The organism is uncultured Fibrobacter sp., assembly GCF_946062555.1.
In the GTDB taxonomy this organism is placed as follows: domain Bacteria; phylum Fibrobacterota; class Fibrobacteria; order Fibrobacterales; family Fibrobacteraceae; genus Fibrobacter.
Genome location: NZ_CAMGVQ010000021.1, coordinates 14,588 through 39,707 on the forward strand (window position 1 = coordinate 14,588; position 25,120 = coordinate 39,707).

Annotated in this window: 23 protein-coding genes and 3 pseudogenes; 8 read left to right on the top strand and 18 right to left on the bottom strand. The window is 48.8% G+C overall.

Going from position 1 to position 25,120, the window contains the following annotated elements:
• Positions 1-16: 16 nt before the first annotated feature.
• The 4 genes from Q0P86_RS08040 to Q0P86_RS08055 form a co-directional block, all read right to left on the bottom strand.
• Positions 17-2,137, bottom strand: a complete 2,121-nt coding sequence (locus tag Q0P86_RS08040) for a DEAD/DEAH box helicase family protein (protein WP_295038695.1) — start codon at positions 2,135-2,137, stop codon at positions 17-19.
• Between the two features lie 12 nt (positions 2,138-2,149).
• On the bottom strand, positions 2,150-3,850 hold the full coding sequence (locus Q0P86_RS08045) for a DNA methyltransferase (protein WP_295038696.1): 1,701 nt from the start codon (positions 3,848-3,850) through the stop codon (positions 2,150-2,152).
• 400 nt (positions 3,851-4,250) lie between these two features.
• Positions 4,251-4,607 (bottom strand): addiction module antidote protein, encoded by a 357-nt coding sequence (locus Q0P86_RS08050; RefSeq protein ID WP_295038698.1) that lies wholly within the window; start codon positions 4,605-4,607, stop codon positions 4,251-4,253.
• Entirely contained in the window at positions 4,594-4,899 is a 306-nt protein-coding gene (locus Q0P86_RS08055; protein WP_295038700.1) for a type II toxin-antitoxin system RelE/ParE family toxin, read from the bottom strand. The genes Q0P86_RS08050 and Q0P86_RS08055 overlap by 14 nt, the downstream gene beginning before the upstream one ends.
• Before the next feature lie 122 nt (positions 4,900-5,021).
• Between Q0P86_RS08055 and Q0P86_RS08060 the strand changes: the two genes are divergently transcribed.
• Positions 5,022-5,186, top strand: coding sequence for a hypothetical protein (locus Q0P86_RS08060; RefSeq protein ID WP_295038702.1), 165 nt, complete (start codon positions 5,022-5,024; stop codon positions 5,184-5,186).
• 12 nt (positions 5,187-5,198) lie between these two features.
• Here the strand turns inward: Q0P86_RS08060 and upp are convergent.
• Positions 5,199-5,483, bottom strand: a pseudogene (gene upp, locus Q0P86_RS08065) (uracil phosphoribosyltransferase); the annotation flags it as partial.
• Positions 5,484-5,593: 110 nt separating this feature from the next.
• Between upp and Q0P86_RS08070 the strand changes: the two are divergent.
• The gene (locus Q0P86_RS08070) at positions 5,594-7,678 is read left to right on the top strand and encodes a glycoside hydrolase family 43 protein (protein WP_295038703.1); all 2,085 of its coding nucleotides are present in this window, start codon (positions 5,594-5,596) and stop codon (positions 7,676-7,678) included.
• 169 nt (positions 7,679-7,847) lie between these two features.
• Here the strand turns inward: Q0P86_RS08070 and Q0P86_RS08075 are convergent, their stop codons facing one another.
• The gene (locus Q0P86_RS08075) at positions 7,848-7,991 is read right to left on the bottom strand and encodes a hypothetical protein (RefSeq protein WP_295038705.1); all 144 of its coding nucleotides are present in this window, start codon (positions 7,989-7,991) and stop codon (positions 7,848-7,850) included.
• An 18-nt stretch (positions 7,992-8,009) separates the two neighbouring features.
• Positions 8,010-8,837 carry a hypothetical protein gene (locus tag Q0P86_RS08080; protein WP_295038706.1) on the bottom strand — a complete coding sequence of 276 codons (828 nt, stop codon included), beginning with the start codon at positions 8,835-8,837 and terminating at the stop codon, positions 8,010-8,012.
• A 192-nt stretch (positions 8,838-9,029) separates the two neighbouring features.
• Between Q0P86_RS08080 and Q0P86_RS08085 the strand changes: the two genes are divergently transcribed.
• Complete coding sequence (locus Q0P86_RS08085; RefSeq protein WP_295038707.1) at positions 9,030-9,521, top strand: hypothetical protein; 492 nt, start codon at positions 9,030-9,032, stop codon at positions 9,519-9,521.
• A 59-nt stretch (positions 9,522-9,580) separates the two neighbouring features.
• Entirely contained in the window at positions 9,581-10,315 is a 735-nt protein-coding gene (locus tag Q0P86_RS08090) for a phosphatase PAP2 family protein (protein ID WP_295038709.1), read from the top strand.
• A 1-nt stretch (position 10,316) separates the two neighbouring features.
• On the opposite strand, the pseudogene Q0P86_RS08095 reads toward Q0P86_RS08090, so the two are convergent.
• A pseudogene (locus Q0P86_RS08095) lies at positions 10,317-10,481 on the bottom strand (bile acid:sodium symporter family protein); the annotation flags it as partial.
• Between the two features lie 275 nt (positions 10,482-10,756).
• On the opposite strand from Q0P86_RS08095, the gene Q0P86_RS08100 reads away from it, so the two are divergent.
• Positions 10,757-11,281, top strand: a complete 525-nt coding sequence (locus Q0P86_RS08100) for a ribonuclease domain-containing protein (RefSeq protein ID WP_295038713.1) — start codon at positions 10,757-10,759, stop codon at positions 11,279-11,281.
• A 256-nt stretch (positions 11,282-11,537) separates the two neighbouring features.
• Here Q0P86_RS08100 and Q0P86_RS08105 read toward each other — a convergent pair.
• The 5 genes and pseudogenes from Q0P86_RS08105 to Q0P86_RS08125 form a co-directional block, all read right to left on the bottom strand.
• A pseudogene (locus tag Q0P86_RS08105) lies at positions 11,538-11,663 on the bottom strand (bile acid:sodium symporter family protein); the annotation flags it as partial.
• 117 nt (positions 11,664-11,780) lie between these two features.
• Entirely contained in the window at positions 11,781-12,221 is a 441-nt protein-coding gene (locus tag Q0P86_RS08110; RefSeq protein WP_295038715.1) for a very short patch repair endonuclease, read from the bottom strand.
• 8 nt (positions 12,222-12,229) lie between these two features.
• Entirely contained in the window at positions 12,230-13,213 is a 984-nt protein-coding gene (locus Q0P86_RS08115; RefSeq protein ID WP_295038717.1) for a glycoside hydrolase family 16 protein, read from the bottom strand.
• Positions 13,214-13,222: 9 nt separating this feature from the next.
• On the bottom strand, positions 13,223-13,723 hold the full coding sequence (ybaK, locus tag Q0P86_RS08120) for a Cys-tRNA(Pro) deacylase (protein ID WP_073055839.1): 501 nt from the start codon (positions 13,721-13,723) through the stop codon (positions 13,223-13,225).
• 155 nt (positions 13,724-13,878) lie between these two features.
• A complete protein-coding gene (locus tag Q0P86_RS08125; protein ID WP_290993749.1) occupies positions 13,879-16,353 on the bottom strand; it encodes a glycogen/starch/alpha-glucan phosphorylase in 2,475 nt (824 codons plus the stop codon).
• Positions 16,354-16,510: 157 nt separating this feature from the next.
• On the opposite strand from Q0P86_RS08125, the gene Q0P86_RS08130 reads away from it, so the two are divergent.
• Complete coding sequence (locus Q0P86_RS08130; RefSeq protein WP_295038720.1) at positions 16,511-17,614, top strand: histidine phosphatase family protein; 1,104 nt, start codon at positions 16,511-16,513, stop codon at positions 17,612-17,614.
• 9 nt (positions 17,615-17,623) lie between these two features.
• A complete protein-coding gene (locus Q0P86_RS08135) occupies positions 17,624-18,349 on the top strand; it encodes an NAD(P)H-binding protein (RefSeq protein ID WP_290993753.1) in 726 nt (241 codons plus the stop codon).
• A gap of 3 nt (positions 18,350-18,352) precedes the next feature.
• Here the strand turns inward: Q0P86_RS08135 and Q0P86_RS08140 are convergent, their stop codons facing one another.
• On the bottom strand, positions 18,353-19,525 hold the full coding sequence (locus tag Q0P86_RS08140) for a sugar transferase (protein ID WP_294113422.1): 1,173 nt from the start codon (positions 19,523-19,525) through the stop codon (positions 18,353-18,355).
• A gap of 78 nt (positions 19,526-19,603) precedes the next feature.
• Here Q0P86_RS08140 and Q0P86_RS08145 point away from each other — a divergent pair, with 78 nt between their 5' ends.
• Positions 19,604-20,701 (top strand): branched-chain amino acid aminotransferase, encoded by a 1,098-nt coding sequence (locus tag Q0P86_RS08145; RefSeq protein ID WP_295038746.1) that lies wholly within the window; start codon positions 19,604-19,606, stop codon positions 20,699-20,701.
• Between the two features lie 152 nt (positions 20,702-20,853).
• Here the strand turns inward: Q0P86_RS08145 and Q0P86_RS08150 are convergent, their stop codons facing one another.
• From Q0P86_RS08150 to Q0P86_RS08165, 4 genes are all read right to left on the bottom strand, one after another.
• Positions 20,854-22,995: an ATP-dependent RecD-like DNA helicase gene (locus Q0P86_RS08150; RefSeq protein WP_295038723.1), complete on the bottom strand. Its 2,142-nt coding sequence runs from the start codon at positions 22,993-22,995 to the stop codon at positions 20,854-20,856.
• Entirely contained in the window at positions 22,992-23,267 is a 276-nt protein-coding gene (locus tag Q0P86_RS08155; protein ID WP_295038724.1) for a hypothetical protein, read from the bottom strand. Before Q0P86_RS08155 ends, Q0P86_RS08150 begins: the two co-directional genes overlap by 4 nt.
• A 74-nt stretch (positions 23,268-23,341) precedes the next feature.
• Entirely contained in the window at positions 23,342-23,515 is a 174-nt protein-coding gene (locus tag Q0P86_RS08160) for a hypothetical protein (protein ID WP_290993761.1), read from the bottom strand.
• 18 nt (positions 23,516-23,533) lie between these two features.
• Positions 23,534-25,093 (bottom strand): carbon starvation CstA family protein, encoded by a 1,560-nt coding sequence (locus tag Q0P86_RS08165; RefSeq protein ID WP_295038726.1) that lies wholly within the window; start codon positions 25,091-25,093, stop codon positions 23,534-23,536.
• Positions 25,094-25,120 lie beyond the last annotated feature (27 nt).

The window sequence follows — 25,120 nt, forward strand, 5'->3', positions numbered from 1 at the left end:
TTCTGATCTCATCCTGTCATTCAAAACTTTCAATAAATTCCTCTTCAGAGATTGTTTTCTCGTCTCCGTTGATGAACCTTGTTATTTGCCATTTATCATCCTTCAATACTGGCAGATAGAAAATATGCCCTGTTACCTCGGAACAATACTGATAACAAAGTTTTAATGCTCGAATTTTTTCTTTATACTCTTCTGTGTCAAATGTTGCCTTGTTAGATACGTTGACACTCTTAACCTCGAAAAGATGAATTTGCCCTTTATCATCTTTTAGAACGAAGTCTGGGTAAGATTGATGGATTCCGTTTAAATAGTATTCATAACGCATCTCCGAACCGGATAAAAAGTTCTTGCCCCAAAGTTTTTTTCGTTCGGCATATTTGCGTTCAGGCTCAACAGTGTTATCAGTTCTCATTTGTCCCGCCTGAGCGTTTCTCGCTCCCGTTTCTTGCGTTGAGAAATGGTCGGAAACATCTTTCAAGATTGACACCCATTCTTTTTCGGCATTACTGTCAAATGCGAACTTTACCTGTCCATCATTACGTTTCCATACCCAATCCGTGATGCGCTCGCTATAGGCTTCATCATCGAGATATTCCGACATGATTGGAAAAGACACCTCGCGAGGGACTCCGCCTTCCATATCGAGTTCCATGCTTTCTGCGTAATTGCAAATGTGATTGTTATACTCTTTTTTTATTTCATCGGAATTCTCTGCAAATTTCCACCATTTTTGAATATCATTCTTTGCATAATCATAGCAAAGGTCGCTTATGTCATTGCCATTCCTCTGCAAATCATTATAAAGCGTAAAAATGTCGGTATGAGCGATGTTTTCTTTTTTAGCTTCCAGGAATTTTGCGATATTGAATTTTTTTCGTTTAGTCGGAGGAACGAGATGCGTTGTCTTGACTTTTATTGCCTGAGGAATGTCGTTGACATCTCCAAAAAGGCTTACTTGTCTTGTTTTCTTCCCGTCTTTAGGCTTGATTCCCCAAATCCATGCAGTCAAAGCGAGTTTTTGAGCTTCTGGTGAAAGGTTTTCAAAATCAAGCAATCTTGGATTACGACGAACACGTCCCATCACCTGTTCGTCCAATTGCTTACTTTGTGTGTCGCGGACTTGGTAGAGCATACAAGCACGCGGAATATCCCAACCTTCGCTAATGACCATCTTGAACACGATGATATCGATAGTCGAATATTTGTCCTTGGCGTAATCTTTCCAGCGGTCAACTCCCAATTTGCAAAGTTTGTCATTGGTTTCGCATTTTAATCTTGATTTTGGATCAACGATGGACATCCATTTCAGCCCCTGGAATTCTGTTTTGTTCAGGATACGCTTGATGTTCGCCCACTCCTGTTCTGCCTTATCTTTGTTTGAAATTTGGATGATTAAGCATGGATTCACTCCCAATAAGTTTCTGTATTGTTCCTTGATTTCTAAAAATTTTTTGATAGCTGTTTCCGGATGCCGCCCCTGTTCAGTGAAATCTAAATCCTCTTCATCATTGAATTCTATATGCTTGATTAACTTTACTTCTTCTGCCTCTTCGTCCGTAATATTTACATCGACATGCTGTTTGCGTGACAAATTGGGCGTTGCTGAAAAATTGATGACTTTTTTAAAGAATGACTGTCTTAAACTGTCTAAATTGTTGGTCGCCTGGTGGCATTCATCCTTGATAAGCCAGATTTTCTTGCATTTGCCTTTACCGAAAAGCGGGAGTGTCATCTGCTGTAAAAAATTCTGCAGGACTCTACCGTCCTTCAATTTTGATTTGTCCTTATATAAATCGCGGGGCAAAACATAGACGTTGTAACCTTCGGGGATGAACAACCGTTCTTCGTTGCTAGATTCCGATGAGACTAGATAAGGTTTTAGGTTTGGGTAGATATTCCTGTCTGAACAATCCTTGAACTGCTTGTAGTTTTGCTCAGCAAGGTCGCCTTTGGAAAGGCTTGAAACAAGAAAAACGATGTCGCTGTTTTGAGCGAGGATGCGGTTCATGAAATCTGCCATCATACGGGTCTTTCCACTGCCGGTGGGAGCTCTGAATGTAACTTCATCCTTTTCGTTTACAATACGGACTAGTTCGGAAACTTTGCCCAGCTGTAAATCAATGGCTTCTTGCAACATGAGCTATTCTCCTTACAGGTGATTCCGTGCGTTGGAAAAGTTTTCACAGACCCATTGGATTTTTTCTTCGAGTGACTTGAATTTTTCTTTGCCGTACAGAGTTTCATCAATGACATCAAAAGCAGTTTTGCCTTTGGACGTTTCGCTGTCGAGAACCTTTGCAATTTCATATACGTCAAGATTGCCGCCATAGGGCTTATTGTCCTTAAGCCATGGAAAATCCTGGGCTCCATCGTAGCATTTGCCGGTCATAATGCGACGGAGACGTTCGGCCGTGATTTCTGAAAGTTCGTGGGGTCGGTTGTATTTGTTGCAAAGTTCAATTTGATTTTTGATTGTTTGAATTGCATTTCCCGATGCTTTATTAAGCGCATTGTCAAGGTTTTCATTCAATTGACAAATGATAAATGTGCGTTTACATTCTGGCAAACCTTCATTTAGAAGATCTTTTTCTACTTCATTCTTTTTATTCATTTCCAAAACAGCATGACCAGTTGATCCACTTCCTGCAAAGAAGTCTAGGATTGTTATTTCGGGCTTCTCTTGTGGTAGTAAATTTATGCACCATTCAATTAGTGATATCGGCTTTGGATTGTTAAATACATTTTTCCCAAGAATACTATCAACCAACGTGGTTCCGTTTGCATTTCTGAATTCACTGCCGTCTATCCATGATTTTTCAACTTGATATTTATTTTGATCTGCGTTTTCGTCATAGTAGGTTTTTCTATGAATTGTTTTACCATCATAGTGAATAAAGCGTTCTTTATCTTGTTCAAACTTTTCAGGTTTCCACATCCATCGACCATCAACCCCTTTTATTTTCTGAGGAAGGATTTCTTTTTCATATTCAGTTGGTTTTACTGTTGTCAATGAGCCGTCTTTCAATAGGTAAATGGGATAGTATAGCTTTGGACGAGCATCTTTTGTTGCGTCCGAACCGCTAGCTTGAAATTGGTCAAGTTTGTAATCGCCAAATTCATCGTGATAATTGTATTCCTTTTGGCCAATAACTTTCTTTTGTAGAACAGCGTCGTTTCCTTTCTTATAGATTAATAAATAATCAAAAGGTTTTCTTAATTCTGACGACGAACGCGTGGCAGCATCTCCGGCCCCTGTTTTTCTAGGAGCGCATGCAATAAAATTTTTTTCCTCCATTATTTCATCGAACAAACATTTCACATAAGCCTGGTTTTTATCGTCAATAGAACAGAAAATTAATCCTTCTGGGGAAAGCAAGTGCTTTGCCAGTTGTAACCTCGGATAAAGCATGGAGAGTAGGTTGTCACGGGTAATGGCGTTATGGTAATTTGTCTCGGCGAATTCGCCCATGCTATCCTTGCCGTAGGGCGGGTCGATGTAAATGACATCCACTTGCCCCTTATACTGAATCAGGAGATTTTGCAACGCTTCGTAATTGTCGCCGATAATCAGTTTGTGCGTGGGTTTGCTGTCGTCCGTGTGAAAACTGAGGTTCTGATTTTTTTTGAAATACCGAATGTCATTGGATTTATTTCCTTCCAGTCGGGGTTCGAAATAGAGGCCGGTATTCTTGTATGCGGTTCCCAACTCGGCAATCATTATGGCCTCGTTATCGTTATCCGCATTGTTGATAAGTTTCTTTAACAACTCAGCATTGGTTGGTTCCAGAATCTTATCTGTCACCCGACGTTCCAATTCGGCAATCAGTCCATCTTTAATCTCGGTTCCCATTTTTGACTCCTTGTGTAAATGTCTATTCGGCACTTATTCAGGAGCACAAAAAACTTCAACCAAACAAAAAAAGGCGTGGAGTCGCTTTGCGTGCTTACCTCTACTGCGGGCTACCACACCCTTGTTACGCAATAAGCACAAACGACCCACGCCCCAGATGGGACGTGAGTGTTCGTCTTATTCTCGCGTAATATGAAAGTGGTAGTTTCAGTAGAGAGAATAAGAGTCGAAACTCAAAAACCGGTCGCTCCGCACCATTCGGTACGGGGCTATGTCAGTGGAAAATATATATAAATATGCGAGAGGGAGATCCCCGCCTACGCGGGGATGACAGGGAAAAAGGAGTTAACAAGTCAAGTCCGGCATGACAATTTAAGGGGCGAGGTCGTTCGAAATTGCCCTACACCCTATACCGCGCTCTTTTCTCTGCAACGCAAGGTTCCGTTTGTTTACGGCGTTTCCTGAATTTCACTTTAGGGACGAGCATCATTTGGATTCCCATGGCATTCAATACCTTGAAAATGGTTTCAAAACGCGGGTGCGCTTTTTCGTCTAAAGCCTTGTAAAGACTTTCACGGCCGAGTCCTGTCTTTTCAGCTATCTGCGACATTCCCTTGCTTCTCGCAATGTGTCCGATGGCTCGGAGGAACAATGCGGGGTCATCAGATTCGCTGACCATATTCAAATATTCGGCGACGATTTCTTCGTTGTCGAGGTATTCGGCAATGTCTAGAACTGTAGCTTCACTTTTTTTCATCTTGCATTCCTCGCCAAATTGCTTTAGCCTTTTCTATATCTCGGTCCTGCGTTGATTTATCTCCGCCAATAAGAAGAATTACGATAGAATCTCCGTTTCTCGCAAAATATAGTCTATAACCAGGTCCGTAATCTATTCGCATTTCCGATACGCCTTCGCCGACGGATTTATAATCCCCGAGATTTCCCCCTTCGACTTGTGTCAGTCGAAAGAGTATCCGAGCTTTTGCCCGAAAATCCCGTAATTTCCGCATCCACTTCTTAAATGCTGGTGTCTCGTCAACTATAACCATACATTAGCAAATGTATCTAATCGGATACAGATTGTCAAGAGGTTAAATTGTTTTTTAGAAAAAAAATGCTATTGACTCCTCGTCTTAAACTGTTTATATTTCTTGAAAGAACAGGATTGCCTATGTACAACGAAAACGAATTAAATAAAAAGGAGCAAGATGCTCTGAATCTTCAAGCTTTGCTTCGGCTATCAGAAATGGATCTTAGGGCAGGACAAGTAAAATCGGCTGCTCAAGTTTTTCGTGAATTGAAGAAAGAATTTTCTACGTCCACAGACTCGCGATAAACATCGCTCTTTCTATTTCGTTCCGAAAATGCGGTCGCCGGCATCACCGAGGCCTGGGCAAATGTAGGCAGCCTCGTTCAGGCAGCGGTCCAGATGCCCGACGTAAATCTGAACGTCGGGATGAGCCTCGTGTAGTTTTTTCAAGCCTTCGGGAGCGGCGATGATGCACATGAACTTGATCTTCTTGCCGCCGTGCTTTTTTATCATGCTGATGGCATCGGCGGCAGACCCGCCAGTCGCAAGCATAGGGTCCATGACTACGATTTGCCGCTCGTCAATCGGGTCCGGGAGCTTGCATTAGCCGTTTAGAACTGCTCAACGCTATGTGAAAAAATTGCTTTTCATAGTATACCAATTCGCTGATACAATATATTTTAATACTAATCATAGTAACATTGGGTGTGAATATGAAAAAGAAAATCCTTCTTGCGGTAACGCTTGTAACCGTTTCGTCCATGTTAATGTCCTGCGGTGACGATGATTCCGTCAGCAAGGATTTTGACGAAGACGACCCCATTCTGGATATCCCCGGAGATTCTCTCGGTCAGGAAAACCCCAAGGATTCCCTCGATCCAGTTCTGCCCAAGGACACGGTTGACCCGGTTCTGCCCAAGGATACCGTCAATCCCGTCCAGCCAAAGGATTCCCTTTCTCAGGAATTGCCTAAGGATTCTCTCGGCAATGACGAAATAAAGGATGAGGTTGCTGTCGCCAAATTCGATATTGCCCTGTCTATCGAGGATATCATTGTAGATTGGTACGGCGGCGGTGGCGAAAAGGACCCCGACAACAATAGTTTTACCTATAAGCAGTATGCCAACAACTACTGGAACATACACGACCTGAATACGGATGTCTATACTAAGGTGGAGATAAACTTTGCCAAGGCTGTCGCATACGATAACATTGATGTGATTGCGACTTATAGCGACGAGGCCAAGACTACGGAAAGAATTCCCAGTGGCGCAACAAGCCTTGTTCTGTCCTTTAAACTGGGCAAGACGCTTGTCAGTTTGGCTCTTGCCGTAAGCCCAGACACTCCAAGTGATGCCGCAACAATCAGTTTCGGTAAAATCATTATACGGGCAAAGGATTCCGATGGCACGGTAGGCAAGATGCCTGTAAAGTCCCCAAAATTAGGCTTGGACAATGCCAATCCTATATTGGATTTCCAGTATTGTGCGGACCCGACGGCCATTGAGTACAAGGGGCGTCTCTATGTCTATGGCACCAACGACCATCAGCAGTACGAAGAAGGTGTCAGCAATACTTACGAGAAAATCAAGACGCTGGTAATGATGTCTACTGACGATATGGTCAACTGGACTTATCACGGACTGATTCCTGTCGGTGAAGTGGCTCCGTGGATTATGGCTTCGTGGGCACCCAGCATCATTAGCAAGGAACAGGCCGATGGCAGCACGCTTTTCTCCCTTTATTTCTCCAATAGCGGCTTTGGCACCGGCGTTATCCAGGCGAAGTCTCCGGTGGGTCCGTGGACATCTCCTTTGAGCAAGAGCCTTATCGATGGCGACCATCCTGTTGTAAAGGGCAGCGGTTCCATATTTGATCCGGGTGCTGTAATTGACGACAATGGCGATGGATGGCTTTCGTTTGGTAATGGTCAAGGCTGGATCGCCAAGCTCAAACCAGATCTGCATTCCCTTGACGGGGATCCGGTGAAACTTCCGTCCCCGTTCCACTTTGAGGCAAATGAACTCAATTATATCAACGGCAAGTACGTATATACTTTCAACAACGACTGGAACGACCATACTCCTTGGGAATGGGGTGGCGAGGCTCCGACGGCCTGCAGTATGAACTACTTCACCAGCACCGAGCCCCTGAATCCTGATTCATGGACCTACGGCGGGAACTACTTCAAGAACATGGGTGAGAATGGCATGACCTACGGTAACAATCACACTCATCTCCATAAGTATCAGGACAAGTGGTACATATTCTACCAGGCGGCCATTCTAGAGGCTTCCATAGGTACCCACGGCGGTTTCCGTAGCATTCTGGTTGACGAAATTGAAGTGGACGAAGCAAATGTCGTTATCAAGGAAGCTAAGCCGACTTACAAGGGCGTAAAGGCCATCAAGAATCTTGACCCCTATTCCGTGCAGCAGGCATCTACGGCTGCCGCAACCCTGGGCATTCGCTACGTGCCAACGGAGGAACCCGGCCACATGGTGGCTTCCGTCGGTACTCCCAGCAAGGATGGCCCGGCACCTACAGAAGGCATCATCGAAGTTCGCAATGTGAATTTCAGCAGCGCAAAAACGCTGAAGGCCCTAGTGAAAGGCAAGGGCTCGGTAACGCTCCGTCTTGACAAGCGAGATGGCGCGAACGTAGCCTCAATCAACAGCGCTGGCAGTGACTGGCAGGAACAGGAGGCGAAGTGCGGCAACATCTCAAGCGGCGTCCACACGGTCTATTTGATTATAAAGGGTGATGTGCTGTTCGATACCTGGCAGTTTGCGAATTAGTCCGCTGATAGCCCTGGGCTATTATATAGCTATATTTCTTGCATGACCATTTACAATATTGGCAATCGGGTCGTCAACACTTATCTTTTTGCAATTGATAAAGGGCACATTCTCATTGACACGGAATACGAGAATGGTTTTGCGCGTTATCACAGAAACCTTAAAAAGCTCAATATTCAGCCAAGCGGATATAATATCCATCATGTTCATACGCCTTGGGGTCTTCCACAAACCCAATTGCGGTAAGTTCTTTTGCAACCGCATAGAACGGCAAAAGTAAAATAAAAAGACAAGCAAAAATAAAATATTTCATACAATTTAACACTTTATATTACTCTCTTTTGACTATCGTTGTAACTTCCAGCGTATCAGCTTCGCTATAAGGAGTCTTGTATATCAATTTCCAGGTGAAAGAACTATCCTTTAAAGACAATACGTCCATCGCATAAAAATGACGTTCTGGAGGAGCAGGCATATTCGTGTATTTAGGATTTCCACAATAAGTAGGATAATTGCCGCAATAACATGTAAAGTGCGGAATCGCACGCCCCCCAAAATCAGGACATAAAATAGAAAGCTTTGCTGGTTCCGTTTTGAGATTCGAATTTAAAGAATCTTTGCGTTCGTTTTTTGTTTTTGACTTTGCAGTTTTTGGGGAGTCTTTTTTCTTTCCTGTCTCATAAAAAAATACACCACTAGGCAAATCAACGGCAGTCAACTCATACGAAGACGAAAACCTTTTTGAATGAGAACAAGGGAAAGTTTTCTTTACTGAAGCAAATTGTTTTTTAAAATAAGCGGTGTCAAACGTTGCATATACAGGACGAGGGATATAACTCGTTTTCTTAAACAGACCAAAATTTAAATTTATGATGGCAGTATCTTGATACACATTTGTATCCGGTTTATATTTCTGCGAAAGCGGATATCCTCTTAATTTATCATCGGGACACAGCTCAGCATGACAGTGAAATTCAGCCCCATTTATTTCACAGTTAGAAGCACGCCATACTGAAATTTCGCCCTTGTGATCTTTAATGCGATAATACACCAAAGCATTTTCAGGAATACGATTGCTATAGTACAGAAAGAAAAGTGTTCCTGCAACCAAAATAAGCAAAATAGGTAATGCAATTTTCAAAGCAAATTTGAACTTCATATCTCACAACATACAAAAGTCAAACTGTATGCGCAAGAGACTTCGCAAATTCGTTCACTGTTTTACCTCTTTTACCGTACTTGTTTTTCTCAAATTATAATTGTATATTACCTTCAGCACCAGAAAGGGTGATGTTATTAGATCGCAATCCGCGCAAGCGGGGCGGTCTTTATTTTTTAAGGGAGCAAAAATATGAACAAAATCAAACTTATTGGCATCAACACAGCAGGGGCGAAACGCTTGTGGTATGGGCCAGAAACGAAAATCGGTGTTTTCGCGTCGAGAGATTTTGACGCAAACGACTATCGATTGGAGCAATGGGCCGCAGAAATGGGGCGATTTCACCAATGCCTTGTGGGCACGTTCCATTCGGACGCGGAGCGTCGCATTTTGGACATTGCACTTGCGAACGGTGCATTTGCAGTCTGGATTCGCGGTTGCAACCTCCCCCACATTTACCGTGGCGCTGTTGAAAAAGCTATGGAAAACGACCACTTGCTGATGCTTTCGTGCTTTCACAGAAAGCACCACACAGAAGCGACGGCACGTTATTGCGTGCAATTGGTGTCCATGTGCACCAAAAATCACACGTTCTTTTTGAACAAAAATGATTCGCTGTTGGAGCCGGTTTACCGCAAGGTAGCTTGGCGTCACAATACGCAACTTTTTTACGAACGCGATTAGTGCGCATTTCATTGCAGCAACAAGCGTTCATGAGATTTTTAAAAATATATCTTTAAAATATGATTAGAATTCTTCAAAAATCAATCTTCGCCCTCGCCATTTGCGGAGCAACTCTTTGCAGTTTTGCGGCAGACGCAAAGCCATACATCAAGGCAGACGCGCTTCCGAACGCGCTCAACTTCTACCCCGCGCCGCCCGAAACAACGTCCGTCCAGTTCATGTACGACATCTCGCAATACATGTGGGGCAAGGCAATGCGTGCTGACTCGGCACATGCAGCACTCGCAATTGCACAATCGACGCACAATATAGAAGATATGGTTCGCATGTTCAGCGAACTCTTCGGCATGGAAATTTCGACACAGAAAACGCCAGCCATCATGAACGTAATTGAGCGCGGAATAGCAACGCTCCGCCAAGTAGGCCGAGTCCCGAAGAAGCACTACATGAGGCGTCGACCGTTCGACCGTTTCAATGAACCGACGCTCGTTCCTAAAGATGAAGAACTCTTAAGAAAGAATGGTTCATATCCGTCTGGACATACAATCCTTGCATGGTCCATGGCAATGTTGCTTGTTGAAATCAATCCATCCGCACAAGATGCGTTGTTGAAGTACGCTTACGAATGGGGGCAAAGCCGCGTGATTGCCGGGTTCCACTGGCAAAGCGATGTTGACGCCTCGAAGGTTCTTGTGTCGGGAGCTTTTGCTAGTCTGCACAATGACGAGACATTTCTCGCCGACATGAAAAAAGCACGCGCTGAATTCAAGAAGTTATCTGCAAAGAAGAAATAACTTACTTGTCCCAACGGCGGTAAACATTCGCGAGAATCGCGCCGGATATGTTGTGCCACACAGAGAATATGGCGCCAGGCACAGTCGCCATGGCAAGGGCCGAGAACGCAGTCGCCGCAAGGCTTGTAGCGATTCCGGAATTCTGCATGCCGATTTCGATGGAAAGGAGCATCGCCATCACATCCACGTTCACGGTCGTGCGGAGCAGTAAGTATGTAATTGCCGGCGTCAAAATCGGAAAGTCCCGCCCGGACATGTGCCCACGAGAACCACACCCGCCATCAATGCGGCGTCATACATCACTTTGACCCCACGAATCGTGTAAAATCCGCAATTGGCGAGCGTCGCGGCAATCAAAACACTCTTTTTCTTCCATAAAGGGGGGGGCTTGCCCCTAAAACCCCAAAATAATTCTGACGAAAGATTTCATATATTTACGGTATGAAAAATTTGAAGATATCCTTCGCATTTCTATTCTCCGCATTCCTTGTCGCGTGTTCTACACCGACGGTTTCTAGCGATGATTCCGATGAAATTGAACGGATATCTTCCGATAGCGAAAAAACGACTTCTTCCTCTAGCGTTGCAATAAAGTCGATTTACGAAGCGGTGGAAGAATCCGGCTTGTACACGACTAGGGATTCCGTGGCCGCATACCTCTGCAAGTTTGATAAATTACCGAGCAACTATGTCGGTAAAAACGAAGGCAAGTCCTTGTACGAATCTAAAACAGGGAAAACTTTCGAGAAATGGAATTTTAATCCGTGGACAACAATCGGCGTAATGATTGGCGGCGATGTCTTTGATAATCGCGAAGGTCTGTTGCCGAGCGGAAGTTACCACGAAGCGGATGTCGATTACTCCGCCAAGAATCGCGGAACGAAACGCCTGATTTACCAATCAGATTGCGTTATCTACTATACCGCAGATCACTACGAAACTTTTAGCAAGTTGGATGTTCACTAACTACACTACGTCCACAAGCTGGTAATAAACATAGCACTAGCGTCATCGGCCTTCTTGAATCCGCAATGCTCGTAAAAGGCGAGTTCTTCGTTGTAGGCGACTACGACGATGCGGAGGTAATCCTTGTATATTTCATGGACCTTGTCGACGAGGATATTGCCGATGCCTTTGCCCTAGTATTCGGGGCGCACGAGCAGGTAATGCACGTAGGCGTTCATGATGCCGTCGTCCATCGCGCAGACATGCCAATTTCGATGGAGAGGAACATCGCCATCACGTCCACGTTCACGGTGGTGTGCAAGAGCAAGTAAGTAATCGCCGGAGTCAGCACGGGAGCGAGCAGCGTATTCATGCTGGTCATGCCCACGGAAAGCGCCACGTCGCATCGCAAGCACGACAACCGCCATCCACTTTTATACAAATTCGCTGTTCTTTTCAAGAATGTGCATTTTATACCCTTCTTAAATCAACGAAAAAGATCTATTTTCCGACTAATGGTTCAAATCTCGATGCTTTCTTCGTCGCTTGTGATAAATGCCTTGAGGCGCTCGATGGTGCGGTCAAAGTCGTTCTTGATGGAACATTCCCATACGGTAGCAACGCGATAGCCTTGTAAGGAGAGTTTCCAATTTGTCTTGATATCGCGAACGACATTGTTCGTGAATTTATCGTTCCAGAAATCAGGATTGCTCTTGGGCTTGCTCGTAAACTTGCAACCGTGCTGGTGCCAAAAGCAACCGTTCACGAAAACAACCACGTTGTATTTCAATACAAATAAGTCTGGAGATCCGGGTAAATCTCGCCGGTGCAATTTATAACGGAAGCCCGCCTTAAAAAGCGAACGCCGCACAAGCATTTCTGGCTTCGTGTCTTCCGAATGGACCGCCTGCATCATTTGCGAGCGGTTCATGGGAATGCGTTTTTTGTGGCGGCGTTTCATTAAAACTTTTATTTTAAAACACGGATGTAGTCGACTAGCATCTCGTTCGGAAATTGAGCATCATCTACATCAAAACCGGGCCAGTTGCCCGCGACGGCGATGTTTAGTATAAAAAATTGCGGCTTGTGGAAGGCCTCTAGGCCGTCCTTCGCGTTTTCAATAGCGATTTCTTGGTACTTGAAATCGTCGACATACATCGCGATGAGCTTTTCGTTCCAGACCATTTTGTAGTTGTGGAACTGAGTGATGTCGAGAACCTTGCTTGTACCATAGTAATCCTTGGTGTTGTTGCCGTATTGGGCGTGGCCACCTTCGTATTGCCAATGGTTGGTGCCGTAGACGACATTCTCGTCATTTACAGCCTCGATGATGTCGATTTCGCCACAGGCGGGCCAGGAGACTGCGTCGATGTTTTCTCCGAGCATCCAGAAGGCGGGCCAGATGCCGTTGCCTGTAGGCAGTGCGATGCGTGCCTCGATGGTGCCGTAGGTGAAACTGAATTTCCCTTTGGTTATCATGCGGGCAGAAGTGTATTGCGCACCCTCGTAATCTTCCTTGTTCGCACGGATGTGGAGAACGCCGTCTTGCACGAAAGCGTTTTCCTTGCGTGCGGTGTAGTATTGCCATTCGTTGTTACCCCAGCCGCTTGCGCCTGTACCGATTTCGAAAGTCCACTTTGCGGTGTCGATCGAGTCAAATTCGTCGTGCCAGAGGTAAGGGGAAGAACTGCTGCTGGAAGTCACTTCGGCAGGCTCAGCGACCTTGTCGCTACTGCTCGATTGCAGTGTGACGCTGCTAAATTTGGGCTCGGTGGCGCTGCTGGACGATTCAGGTCCAGCGGGCGTGTCTATGTAGGAGGAACTGCATGCGGGAGGTTCCTCTGCGGGACCGGAACTGCTTGAATCGGAGGTGCATGCCGCAAGAATCACCGTGGCGACGATTGTCGCTGTTGCCGTTATGTTGAAAATGGCTCGGAAAATCTTGTGACGCATGGGGTCCTCTTAATCTTCGGGGGCTTCGGGCGGAACTCGCGCAATCACGCCCACGGTGGCGCGGGTCGCCTTTACGAGGTCGGCGGGTGCAACTTTCAGTTGCAAGCCGCGTTCTCCTGCACTTACATAGATGTAAGGAAAATTCATCGCCGTTTCGTGAATGAAAATCGGAAAGTTTTTCTTGAGGCCGAGCGGGCTGCAACCGCCGCGGATGTAGCCGGTGAGCGGCGTCAAATCCTTGAGCGGAACGGTGTCAATTTTCTTGTTGCCGCTCACCTTGGCGGCCCCCTTCAGGTCCACTTCGAGGTTGCCCGGTACCACACAAATTAAGTAGCCGATCTTGTCGCCGTGAACAAGGATTGTCTTGAAAACTTGGTTGATGTCTTCGCCGAGGCTGTCGGCCACGTGTTGTGCACCCAGGTCGTTTTCGTCGACCTTGTAGGGGATGAGTTCGTAAGAAATTTTTTGGCGGTCCAGGATTCTCGCCGCATTCGTCTTCTTGATTTCCATTTTGCTAATCTTCCCCGCCCTTCGGCATGCTCAGGACAGGCTCCGGCAGGGAATCTCCATTTTGGTTTCCTGCGATAAATATAAAAAGAAAGTCTGCGACTTCTCGCAGACTCTCTTTTTAATTCTGAAATCCGAAATCTGAATTCCGAATTATTTTACAGCTTGATGCTGCAGCCCTTGGCGTTCCAGATCTCTTCGGCGTACTGCTTGATGGTACGGTCGGAGCTGAACTTGCCCATACGAGCGACGTTGAGGATTGCCTTTTCTGCCCAGGTCTTCTTGTCCTGGTATTCCTCGGCGACCTTCTTCTGCATGTCCACGTAGCTGCGGAAGTCTGCGCAGAGCAGGTAGTTGTCGTTGGTGAGGAGCTTGTCGGCAATGTGCTTGAACAGGTCCGGACGATCGGGGCTGAAGAATCCGGAAGCGATCAGGTCGATCACGCGGCGCAGATCGTCGTCGTGTTCGTAGAAGTCGCGCGGACGGTAACCCTTGGCGAGCAAGTCGGTCACTTCTTCCACGGTGAGGCCGAAGATGAAGATGTTTTCGTCGCCCACTTCTTCCTTCATTTCTACATTGGCACCGTCGAGCGTACCGATGGTGAGTGCGCCGTTGAGGGCGAACTTCATGTTACCGGTACCGGAAGCTTCGGTACCGGCGGTGGAAATCTGTTCGGAGAGGTCTGCGGCCGGAATGATCTTTTCGGCGAAAGACACGCGGTAGTTCTCGAGGAACACCATCTTGAGCTTGCCCTTGCAAACCGGGTCGGCGTCGATGATGGCGGCGACAGCGTTGGCTAGGCGAATAATCTGCTTGGCCATCCAGTAACCCGGAGCGGACTTACCACCGATCATGATGGTACGCGGCATGATTTCCTTGCCGTCCTTCAGCTGGATGTACAGGTGAATGGCGTGCAGAATGTTCAGGAGCTGGCGCTTGTATTCGTGGATACGCTTGACCTGCACATCGAAGAACGTGTTCACGTCAACATCCACGCCCTGCGTTGCCTTGAGGTACTTGGCGAGGCGTTCCTTGTTCTGCTTCTTGACGGCCATGAATTCCTTCTGGAACTTGGCATCCTTCGCAAACTTTTCGAGCTTCTTGAGTTCGTCGAGGTCCTTGACCCAGCCTTCGCCGATCTTGGAGCTGATGAGTTCGGACATAGCCGGGTTAGCCTTGCGAACCCAGCGACGCGGCGTCACGCCGTTCGTCTTGTTGTTGAACTTTTCAGGCCACAGTTCGTAGAAGTCCTTGAAGAGCGTGGTCTTCAAGAGGTCGGAGTGGAGTGCTGCCACACCGTTCACGGCGAACGAACCCACGATGGAGAGGTACGCCATGCGGACCATCTTGCAACCGCCTTCTTCGATGAGGCTCATGCGGGCGAGGCGAGCGTTGTCGCCGGGCCACTTGAGGGACACCTGACGCAGGAAGCGTGCGTTGATTTCGTAAATGATCTGGAGGTGACGGGGGAGGAGCTTTTCGAAGAGGCTGACGGGCCACTTTTCAAGAGCTTCCGGCATCAAGGTGTGGTTGGTGTAAGCAAAGGTCTTGGTAACGATTTCCCAAGCTTCGTCCCATTCCAAGTTTTCTTCGTCGAGCAAGATGCGCATCATTTCGGCGATAGAGATTGCCGGGTGAGTGTCGTTTAACTGGATGGCGACCTTTTCGGGGAATACCTTCCATTCGCCTTCATGGAGCTTCTTGAAGCGGCGGATGATATCCTGGAGCGATGCAGAGCAGAGGAAGTACTGCTGCTTGAGGCGCAGTTCCTTACCGTTCATGGAAGCGTCGTTCGGGTAGAGCACCTTGGAAATGGTTTCGGAAAGTTCCATGTCCTGCACGGCGGCGATGTAGTCACCGTTGTTGAAGTAGCTGAGGCCGAAGTCGTCGGTGGACTTCGCGCTCCAGAGGCGCAGGTTGTTCACGGTGTTGTTCTTGTAACCCGGAATCGGAGTGTCGTAGGGGAGGGCGAGCACGTAGTCCTTGGTTTCCCAACGGTTGCGGAGTCTGCCCTTTTCGTCCATCCAGCTCACGACGTAGCCGTACATCGGAACTTTGACTTCGTTCGACGGACGGGCGATTTCCCACGGGTTGGTAAGGCGCAGCCAGTTATCCGGCTGTTCTTCCTGTTCGCCGTTCACGATCTTCTGGCTGAACATACCGTATTCGTAGCGGATGCCCATACCGGTGGCCGGGAGTTCGAGCGTAGCCATGGAGTCGAGGAAGCAGGCGGCGAGGCGGCCGAGACCTCCGTTACCGAGGCCGGCGTCGACTTCCTGTTCGCGGAGTTCTTCGAGAGTCATGCCGAGTTCGTCAAGAGCTTCGGTCACGGCGCTTTCGACGTCAAGGTTCAGAACGGAGTTGCCGAGGGTACGGCCAATCAAAAATTCGAGGGACAGATAGTAGACGCGCTTCACGTCTTTCTGGTAGTAGGTTTCCTGGGTCTTGATCCAGCGGTCCACGAGGCGGTCGCGTACAGCGTATGCAACCGCGAGGAACTTTTCGTGGTCGGTCACGGTCGCGCTGTTACGGGCGAGCGTGTGGTGGATGTGGTCGGTAAATGCTTTGCGGAACGATTCCGCATCGGTACCGAGTACGGAAACTTCTTCTGCTTTCTTGAATGATTTTGCCATAAGAGGGTCCTATGGGTTTAGGGTTAAAATTTTTCGATATAAGTTTAGAATTTTTTACGGGTTCTGTGCGGGATGTGCCCAAAAAATGTTTCTTAAATAACCTGTGTTGACATAAATAATTAAATTAACATTGAATAGTAATTTAGAGGAAACTTTTATGAACGTTAAGAAACTGGTTGCCCGCGCTTTTCCTATGGTTTGCGCTGCTTGCATTACGGCTGTGATTGCCGGTTGTGGCGATGATTCGTCTACTCCGACAAAGCCCGAAATCACGAATCCCGCCTCGTCGGCTGCTGTGGCTAATAGTTCGGATGCGGCCGTTTCTGATGCCTGCCTTCAAGATCCGACATCCCCGTCTTGTAATACTGAAGTTCCTCCAGCCTCCTCGGCTTCGGCGCCGGACAATGGAGGAAACTCTGGCGAAGGAGTATCTTCTGCAACCGATCAGGGTGGCGATGTTCCGCCGATTACTGCCACATTTGCCGCTGCTAAAACTTTGTCTGTAATTCCTGATACAAACGGTTTCTACGATGTGGGCGATATCTACAAGGCTGCTCCTGAAACCTACAGAATCGCCTATGTGCTGCGCCATGCAGAACGCGAATCGGGACTGGGCCAGGAGTCTCAGCTGACCGAAGTGGGGGTTGCGCAGGCCTTGGCTGTTGGCGAAAAACTCTCCGGTGGCGACGAGTCCTTCTACTACGCTTCGACAGACTTTATCCGTACCCGCGAAACCTGCAACAATATTGCGAAGGGACGCGGCGAAACGGCCAATGTCACGGAAACTCAGGCGGAACTGCTGAACGGAAGCTACTTCTTGACGGTTTCTTCGGATAGCATGGATGCCTTTGCAAAGAAGAAAGGTGGCGGCTGGAAAATTATCTCGGTCTATGCGTATGGCGAAGACTACTATGCGGACCAGGTCGCGTTGCATTTTTACGATCTTTTTGAAAGGGGAAACCAATTCGTGATGGAAAATATCGTTGCGAACATGCCGAAGTGGAAACGCGTCAGCATCTTGGTTTCTCACGATGTCCTGTTGGAACCGCTGGTTGTCTATGCGAGCAACAGGGAAGTGGACGTGAATTTTTACAGGAGCGGCCGCTGGGTGAATTATCTGACCGGTGTCGCCGTTGTGCTGAATGCAGAAAACCAGGTGGAACTTTATCCTGTCCGTGGAACCGATATCGGCTACATGACGCAGAAGAAAGTGGTTGTCAGGATCGATTCTACGACGACCGTTGTTGATCCTGCTGAATAAAGCGGTAATATGAAAGTTGCAGTTCTTGGCTCGACCGGTCTTGTCGGAAAGAATGTCTTGAAATTGCTCGCGCGCCTCCCGCAAGTGGTGCGCGTTTTTTGTCCTGTAAGGAATGTTCCTGATTTGAATGATCTTGGAATTCTTGAAGGGGCATCAAAATTGGACTTTAAACAAGTTGATTTTGAACAAGATGATGATGCAATGCGACTGTTTTTCTATGCGGGGTTTGTCGGCTGCGATGCGGTGGTGTGTTGCCTTGGAACCACTCGCAAGCAGGCGGGAAGCAAGGCTGCCCAAGAAAAAATAGACTTGAGGCTTCCCCTAAAACTTTCCGCTATTGCCAAAAAGGCGGGGGTGAAAAACTTCCTGTGCGTAAGCGCCATGGGCGCCGACAGTCATTCGCCTTATTTTTATAACCGACTCAAGGGGCAGCTGGAAGAAGGCCTCGATATGATAGGCTTTGAAACGCTGACGCTGGTGCGCCCGTCACTTCTGCTTGGGAAACACAAGGACCGTCGTTTTGGCGAGGAACTGTTGCAGAAAACCATCGGGGCCCACCCTGAATGGATTCCGGCGTATGTGCGTCCGGTGCATGCAGAAACCGTTGCTGCCCATTTGGTGACATCTGTTTTGAAACCGCCCACGGATCACGTGTGCGCCTCCGACGGCACGAAAGGCAAGCGGATTATCTATAACCGCGTGCTTGCCAATACGAAAATAGATGATTTGTTTTAGAGGCTAGTAAGCGCCTTCGCCCTTGAATACGACCTTGAAGGTCTTCAGGATCAGGGAGAAATCGTCGCTCAGCTTGCCGTTGCGCTTGATGTAGTCGTTGTCCAGACGCATCTGGCCTTCGAAACTGATATTGCTGCGACCGCTCACCTGCCAGATGCAGGTAAGGCCCGGCGTCACGGAAAGGCGCATGCGGTGCCACGGTTCGTATTCCGCCACTTCGGAAGGAATCGGAGGACGCGGACCCACGATGGACATGTCGCCCTTGATGATGTTGAAGAACTGCGGAAGTTCGTCGAGGCTGAACTTGCGGAGCACGTGACCGAACGGATAGATTCGTGGGTCGTTTTTCATCTTGAAGGTTTTTCCGCCCGTTTCGTTCTGGGCCATGAGTTCCTTCTTGCGTTCTTCGGCGTCCACGTACATGCTGCGGAACTTGTACATGGTGAACAGCTTGCCGTTCTTGCCGACGCGAGTCTGCTTGAAGATGACGGGCCCCTTCGGGTCGCTGATCTTGACCGCCAAGGCGCAGAACAGCAGAAGGGGCGAACAAAGGAGAATCGCAACGCTTGTGCAGGTGATGTCTACGAAGCGCTTGATGATGTGACGAAAACGGATTGTGTGCGGGTGTTCCCAGATGTGATCCAGGTTCAGGCGAGAAAGCGAGAAAAAGCTGCCATTCGTGCTGTTGAAATCCTTGATTTTGTCGGCGAGCTCCAGGTTGTCTTTTTCCTGGAGACCGGTGTAGACATACGCTTCGAAAATGGGGCGCTTGGGCTTGATGCGGAGTGTCTGGATGAGACCCGCGTCATTGAGCTTATGCAGGATTTCTTTGCGGATGGATTCAAGAGTCGAAAGGTCGGAATTCAGGAGGATGATTCCGAGACCGCTTCCGTCGGACAGGAAACCGAGGACGTCGATAAAGCGCAGGTGCGAGAACATGGTGAGAATACTGATACGCCAGGTATTCTCGACGGTCTTGTCGGGGCTGCCCCAGCCGAAAAAGTCGTACTGATGGGCATAAATCTTGATATACAGGAAGGGCTTGCGAGTGCGGTTTGCTCGCAGAAATTCTTCATTCAGGCGAGCTCTGAAAAGCTTTGCCGGGTAGACAATGTTCTTAAGCTTCTGTTCATCCAGAATCGAGCCGATTGCCGGATTGACGTTCTCTTGTACCATGTTGTAAAATATAGTAAAAGGTATCTCTTTTTCTCTTTTTTTTGATTCGGCGCGAGCCAAAACGGCTTTGATAATTGTATTTTTCTTTCGGTACCGAACGATACCTTTAAAAATGCACAAACTGCAAAAAAGGTTAATAATATGCAAGTTGATTTGAATACTGTCGATTGGAAGACGCTCCCCTTCGGTTATTACGATACCGATTACAATGTCCGCTGCTACTACCGCAATGGTCAGTGGGGCAAGGTCGAACTTTCTTCTTCCAAGGACATTAGCATCCACATGGCCGCGACTTGCTTGCATTACGGCCAGGAAGGTTTTGAAGGCCTCAAGGCTTACACGGGCAAGGACGGCAAGGTCCGTGTTTTCCGCGTCGACGAAAACGCCAAGCGTATGCAGAACACCGCTAACCGCGTGCTCATGGCAGTGCCGCCTGTTGAATTGTTCCGCGAAATGGTTCACGCCGTGGTGAAGGCCAACAAGCGCTTTGTTCCGCCGTATGGCTACGGTGCAACGCTCTACATCCGTCCGCTCCTCATCGGTATGAGCCCGGAAGTGGGCGTGAAACCCTCCGACGAATACCTGCTCATGATGTTCGTGACTCCGGTGGGTCCGTACTTCAAGGACGGGTTCAAGCCGGTGGACATGATGATCAGCCGTAACTATGACCGCGCCGCTCCGCAGGGTACGGGTACGGTGAAGGTCGGCGGTAACTATGCTGCTAGCCTCCAGTCCCTTGCAGAAGCCAAGAAGCTCGGTTACTCCAGCACCATTTACCTCGATGCAAAGGAAAAGAAGTACATCGACGAATGCGGTCCGGCAAACTTCTTCGGCATCAAGGGCAAGACCTACGTGACCCCGAAGTCCGAATCCATTTTGCCGTCCATTACGAACAAGAGCTTGCAGCAGCTGGCTGAATACCTCGGTTATACCGTGGAACGCCGCCAGGTTCCGTTCGAAGAACTCGCTGAATTCTCCGAAACTGCCGAATGCGGTACTGCCGCCGTGATTACCCCGATCAAGAAGATCGTGGATCCGGTTGCCGGCAAGGAATTCACCTACGGTGACGGCAAGAATCCGGGTCCGGTTTGCACTGAACTCTTCACCAAGTATACTGCAATTCAGTTCGGCGAAGCGGAAGACCCGTTCGGCTGGACTGAAGTGGTCAATCTGTAATTAGACGAAAGAACGGGCTTCGCCCTACAGACGAGAGACGAAAGAATCTTGAACTGAAATGTTGCGAAGCCTACTTTAGTTAAGATTCTTGAATCCTGCGGCTTTTTGTTGCAGGATTTTTTTATGCCGAATTCTGAACTCCGAATTCTGAATTAATTTAGTCGTTCCTTAAGGCGCGTGTAGCGGCGGGTGCTGCGGTTGTTGCGGACTGTCTGGTGGAAGGCGCCGGGGGCCGAAAGTATCCACACGTGTCCTTTCGCGCGGGTGATGGCCGTATAAAGCAGGTTCCGCTGGAGCATCACGTAGTGGCTGGAGTCGAGAATCACGATGACGGCGGGGTATTCGCTGCCCTGGCTCTTGTGGATGGTGCAGGCGTAGGCCAGCTGCAGTTCGTCGAGTTCGTCATCTTGGTAGGTGATGAGTTTTTCGTCGAAGAAGACGGCGATTTTGCGTTTTTCTTTGTAGATGCTGTAGACGATTCCGACGTCGCCGTTAAAGACGTTCTTGTCGTAATTGTTCTTGATTTGCATGACGCGGTCGCCGACGCTCCATTCGATGCCGACCATCTTGTGGCGCGGAACGCCCGGATTTAGCAGTTCTTGCAAGAAGGGGTTCAGTTCGATGATGCCGAGGGGGCCTTTGCGCATGGGGACAAGAATCTGCAAGTCGGATTTAAGGTCGATGTCAATTTTGCTTTTGACGCCGCTTGCGATGAGTCGCTGTAAATGCAGTTTGGCTTCTTCGGGCGTTTCGAATGGTACAAAGTGAAAGTTCGGGCCTTCGATGGGCGATGGCGTAATGCCCTGATTGATGCGGGCGGCCTTGTCGGCGATGTCGTTGCCGCCGCTTTGCCTAAAGATGTGCTGCAGGCGGACACTTGGAATGCGCGGACATTGCAGCAGATCGTTGAGCACGTTTCCCGGTCCCACGCTCGGAAGCTGGTCGGCATCGCCTACAAAGACGATGCGGGCCGTTTCGGGGACGGCGTCCAGGAGCGAGGCGGCAAGCCAGGTGTCCACCATACTGAATTCGTCGACAATCAGCAAGTTGCAGTCAAGCTTGTTGAATTCGTTCTTGTTGAATTTCTTGGTGACGGGGTCGACATCGAGCAGGCGGTGAATGGTGTAGGCCTTTTCGCCGCAGCAGTCGCCCATGCGCTTGGCCGCGCGGCCCGTAGGGGCGGCGAGCAGAATGTTTTCGCCCATTTTGCGGGCAAGGTGCAGGATTCCCTTGAGGATCGTCGTCTTGCCGGTGCCCGGGCCGCCAGTGATGATGCAGATCTTGTGTGCGGTCGCTAGGCGAATGGCTTCGCGCTGCACCGGGTCGAAACTGAATTTGTGTTCGCGTTCCCAGTCCACGAGTTCGCGCTCGAAACCATAAGTCGGCAGTTCATTTTCGCCGAGGCGCGCCTTGATGATGTCTGCGATTTTCTGCTCCGCGTTGTCCAGCGGCGGGAAAAAGCAGTCTTCGCCGTGGCGCTTGATGCGGCCCGCTTCGCAAATGCGCTTGAACTGATCCAATAGATTTTGAATCGCGTCGTCGTCGGTGACATCGATGCGCAAATTCTTGAGCGTGCGGCCGATTAAATCGTTGCTCGGCAAATAGCAGTGTCCGTCTGAAAGCGAAGCTTCCTGCAGCGAGTACAGAATAGCCTCTTGCAGGCGCATAGGGCTGTCTTTAGGAACGCCCACCTTCATCGCGATTTCGTCGGCCTTCAGGAATCCGATTCCCCAGATTTCTTCGCAGAGAATGTAGGGGTTCTCTCGGATTTTGCTGATGGTGTCCTGCCCGAATTTCATCCACAGCTTTTTCGCGACGGAGCCCGTGATGTCGTGATTGTACAGGAACAAGAGCGTCTCGCGGCTGTGGCGATTTTCTTGCCAGCTGGCGAGGAACTGTTCTACCTTCGCGGCCGAAAGCCCCTTGATTTTCTTGGCACGGAAACGGTCCGGCTCGTAGTCCAGAATATCGCGAAGTTCGTCGCCGAAAGTTTCGACGATGGCCTTTGCCGTCTTGGGGCCTATCCCTGGGAAAAGACCGCTGCCGAGGTAGGCTTCTAGATTGTTGTTTTGCGTTTCGACGATTTCGAAATGCTTGGCCTGGAACTGCTCGCCGAATTTAGGATGACGTCCCCAGTCGCCATCGAAACGTAGGTTTTCGCCTACGGAAAGCTCGGGCAAGGTGCCCGTAACGACCACCACCTTCTTGGTACTACTATCAATAAGCCGCAGCACAGTGAAGCCGTTCTGCGGGCTGTGAAAGGTGATAGACTTGACGGAACCTTCGAGAATCACGTATTAGGACGAGTTGTGTTTGAGTGGTGGGTTTCAGGGCTGTTTGGGCCTTGCGTACTGTTTTCGTCCCAGCGGTCAGCGTCGTAGCCCTTGAGCTGCGAAAGTGATTTGCCGCGTTTGAGGAGTAGGAACGCGAGAGTACCTGCGCAAACGATGGCTACGAACAGCATCGGAAGAATGGACTGATGTGCCGGATGCTTGGTAAAGTTTGAGGTGATGTCGGAAAGTGAAAATTCATCGAGATTGTTCAACTGCGAGGCAATGCCTACCAATATGGCAATAGAGGCGATAACTAATAGTCCACCGAAAAACGGGTAAACTATTACAGGCCCGACACCGGCAATGTTCAGAGGTTGGATGAGTATGTCTTTCCAATGGGGTCGTGCAACGCGGTCAACCCCATCCGGATGCTCAAGAGCGGGTGGCTTTCGGTTTTCAGGCTCAAAGACCCTCTCAACGAATTTCCCGTAAGTGAAGTACCCACAGCAAGGATTGCGATGCCGATTAAGAATGTTGCCATAATTCATAACTTGAGAAATTAGGGGCGAGTGGTATTGAGTGGGGAAGGTTCCAGATTCGTTTTACCGAGGTCGCGCTTTTTGTCCCAGTGGTCGGCGTCGTAATTTTCCATTTGAGAAAGAATTTTTCCGCGAGTGCAGAGTAAGAATCCGAGAATAACGGCATCATGGATTGCTATCACCAGGGCGGTCTTGTAGTCGAGACCGAAACCGAGGGGAGCTCCCTTTAAGTTTTCGGGGCTTACCCACAGGATGTAATCAAAGGTAATGAATGCCATGAACATGCAGGGGAGAAGCGCTATCCAGAAATTCTTCTTCTTGCTGCGCAGGTAAACAACAGTAACGCATAGGCTGCATACGGCCATCAGCTGGTTTGCCCAGCTAAAGTAGTTCCACAAGATGTTGAATCCGTCCTTGTTCATATTGCTCCACAGAATGATAAGGGCGCAAATGGCGAACATGGGAATGGTGAGAATCAAGCGGTTGCGTACGGAGGTCTGTTCGAGTCCCGTGAGTTCTGCAATGGTGAGGCGGAGGCTCCTAAGGCTCGTGTCACCGCTGGTGATTGCAAGAATGATGACGCCCACCACCACAAGAATCGAAACGGGAGCAAACGGAATCACCGTGTGAACGAGTTCGCTCAAGATCTTGACGCCCGAAGCTCCGGTAATGAGTTCCGGCATCTGGTGATAAATGAACATGCCGCCGGCGGCCCAAATCATGCCAATCAGGCCTTCGATAATCATCATGCCGTAGAATGTCTGACGACCAGTCTTTTCAGTGACTTCGGTGCGGGCGACAATGGGGCTCTGGGTGCTGTGGAATCCGCTAATGATACCGCAGGCAATGGTTACGAACAGCATCGGAATAATGGGCTGGTGGGTCGGATGCTTGTTGAAATTCGAGGCGATGTCAGAAAGCGAGAATTCGTCGAGAACATTCAGCTGAGGGGCGATGCCAATCAAAATGCCTAGGGAGGCAAGGATTAAAAGTCCGCCGAAAATCGGGTAGATTCGACCGATGATTTTGTCAATAGGGAAGAAGGTGCTTATAAAGTAGTAGGCAAAAATGCAGGCGACCGCAATCCAGAAAAGTGTGGGCGATACGTGGCTTCCGACGAGAATCGGGGTGTTGATGAGGGCGGCAGGCGTGTTGGTGAAAACGGCGCCTACAAGAATCAGCGCGATGGCAATCAAGCTCATGACCACCTTTGAGGGACCCTTGCCCAGGAACTTGCGCGAAAGCGCCGGCACGTTCATACCGTTGTTGCGGATGCTGACCATGCCGCTAAAATAGTCGTGAACAGCTCCGCCGAGCACGTTTCCGAGCGGGAGCAGAATGAACACGATGGCGCCGAACTTGATGCCAAGAATCACGCCAATCACAGGACCGATGCCTGCAATGTTCAAAAGCTGGATGAGCATGTTTTTCCAGTGGGGAAGTACCACGCGGTCAACGCCATCCGGGTTTTCGAGGGCGGGAGTCTTGCGGTCATCGGGGCCGAAGACACGTTCAACGAATTTTCCGTAGGTAAAGTATCCGCCGATAAGAATCGCGATACCGATCAGGAATGTAATCATGTTATGCCTTCTTTGTTATAGTTAAAA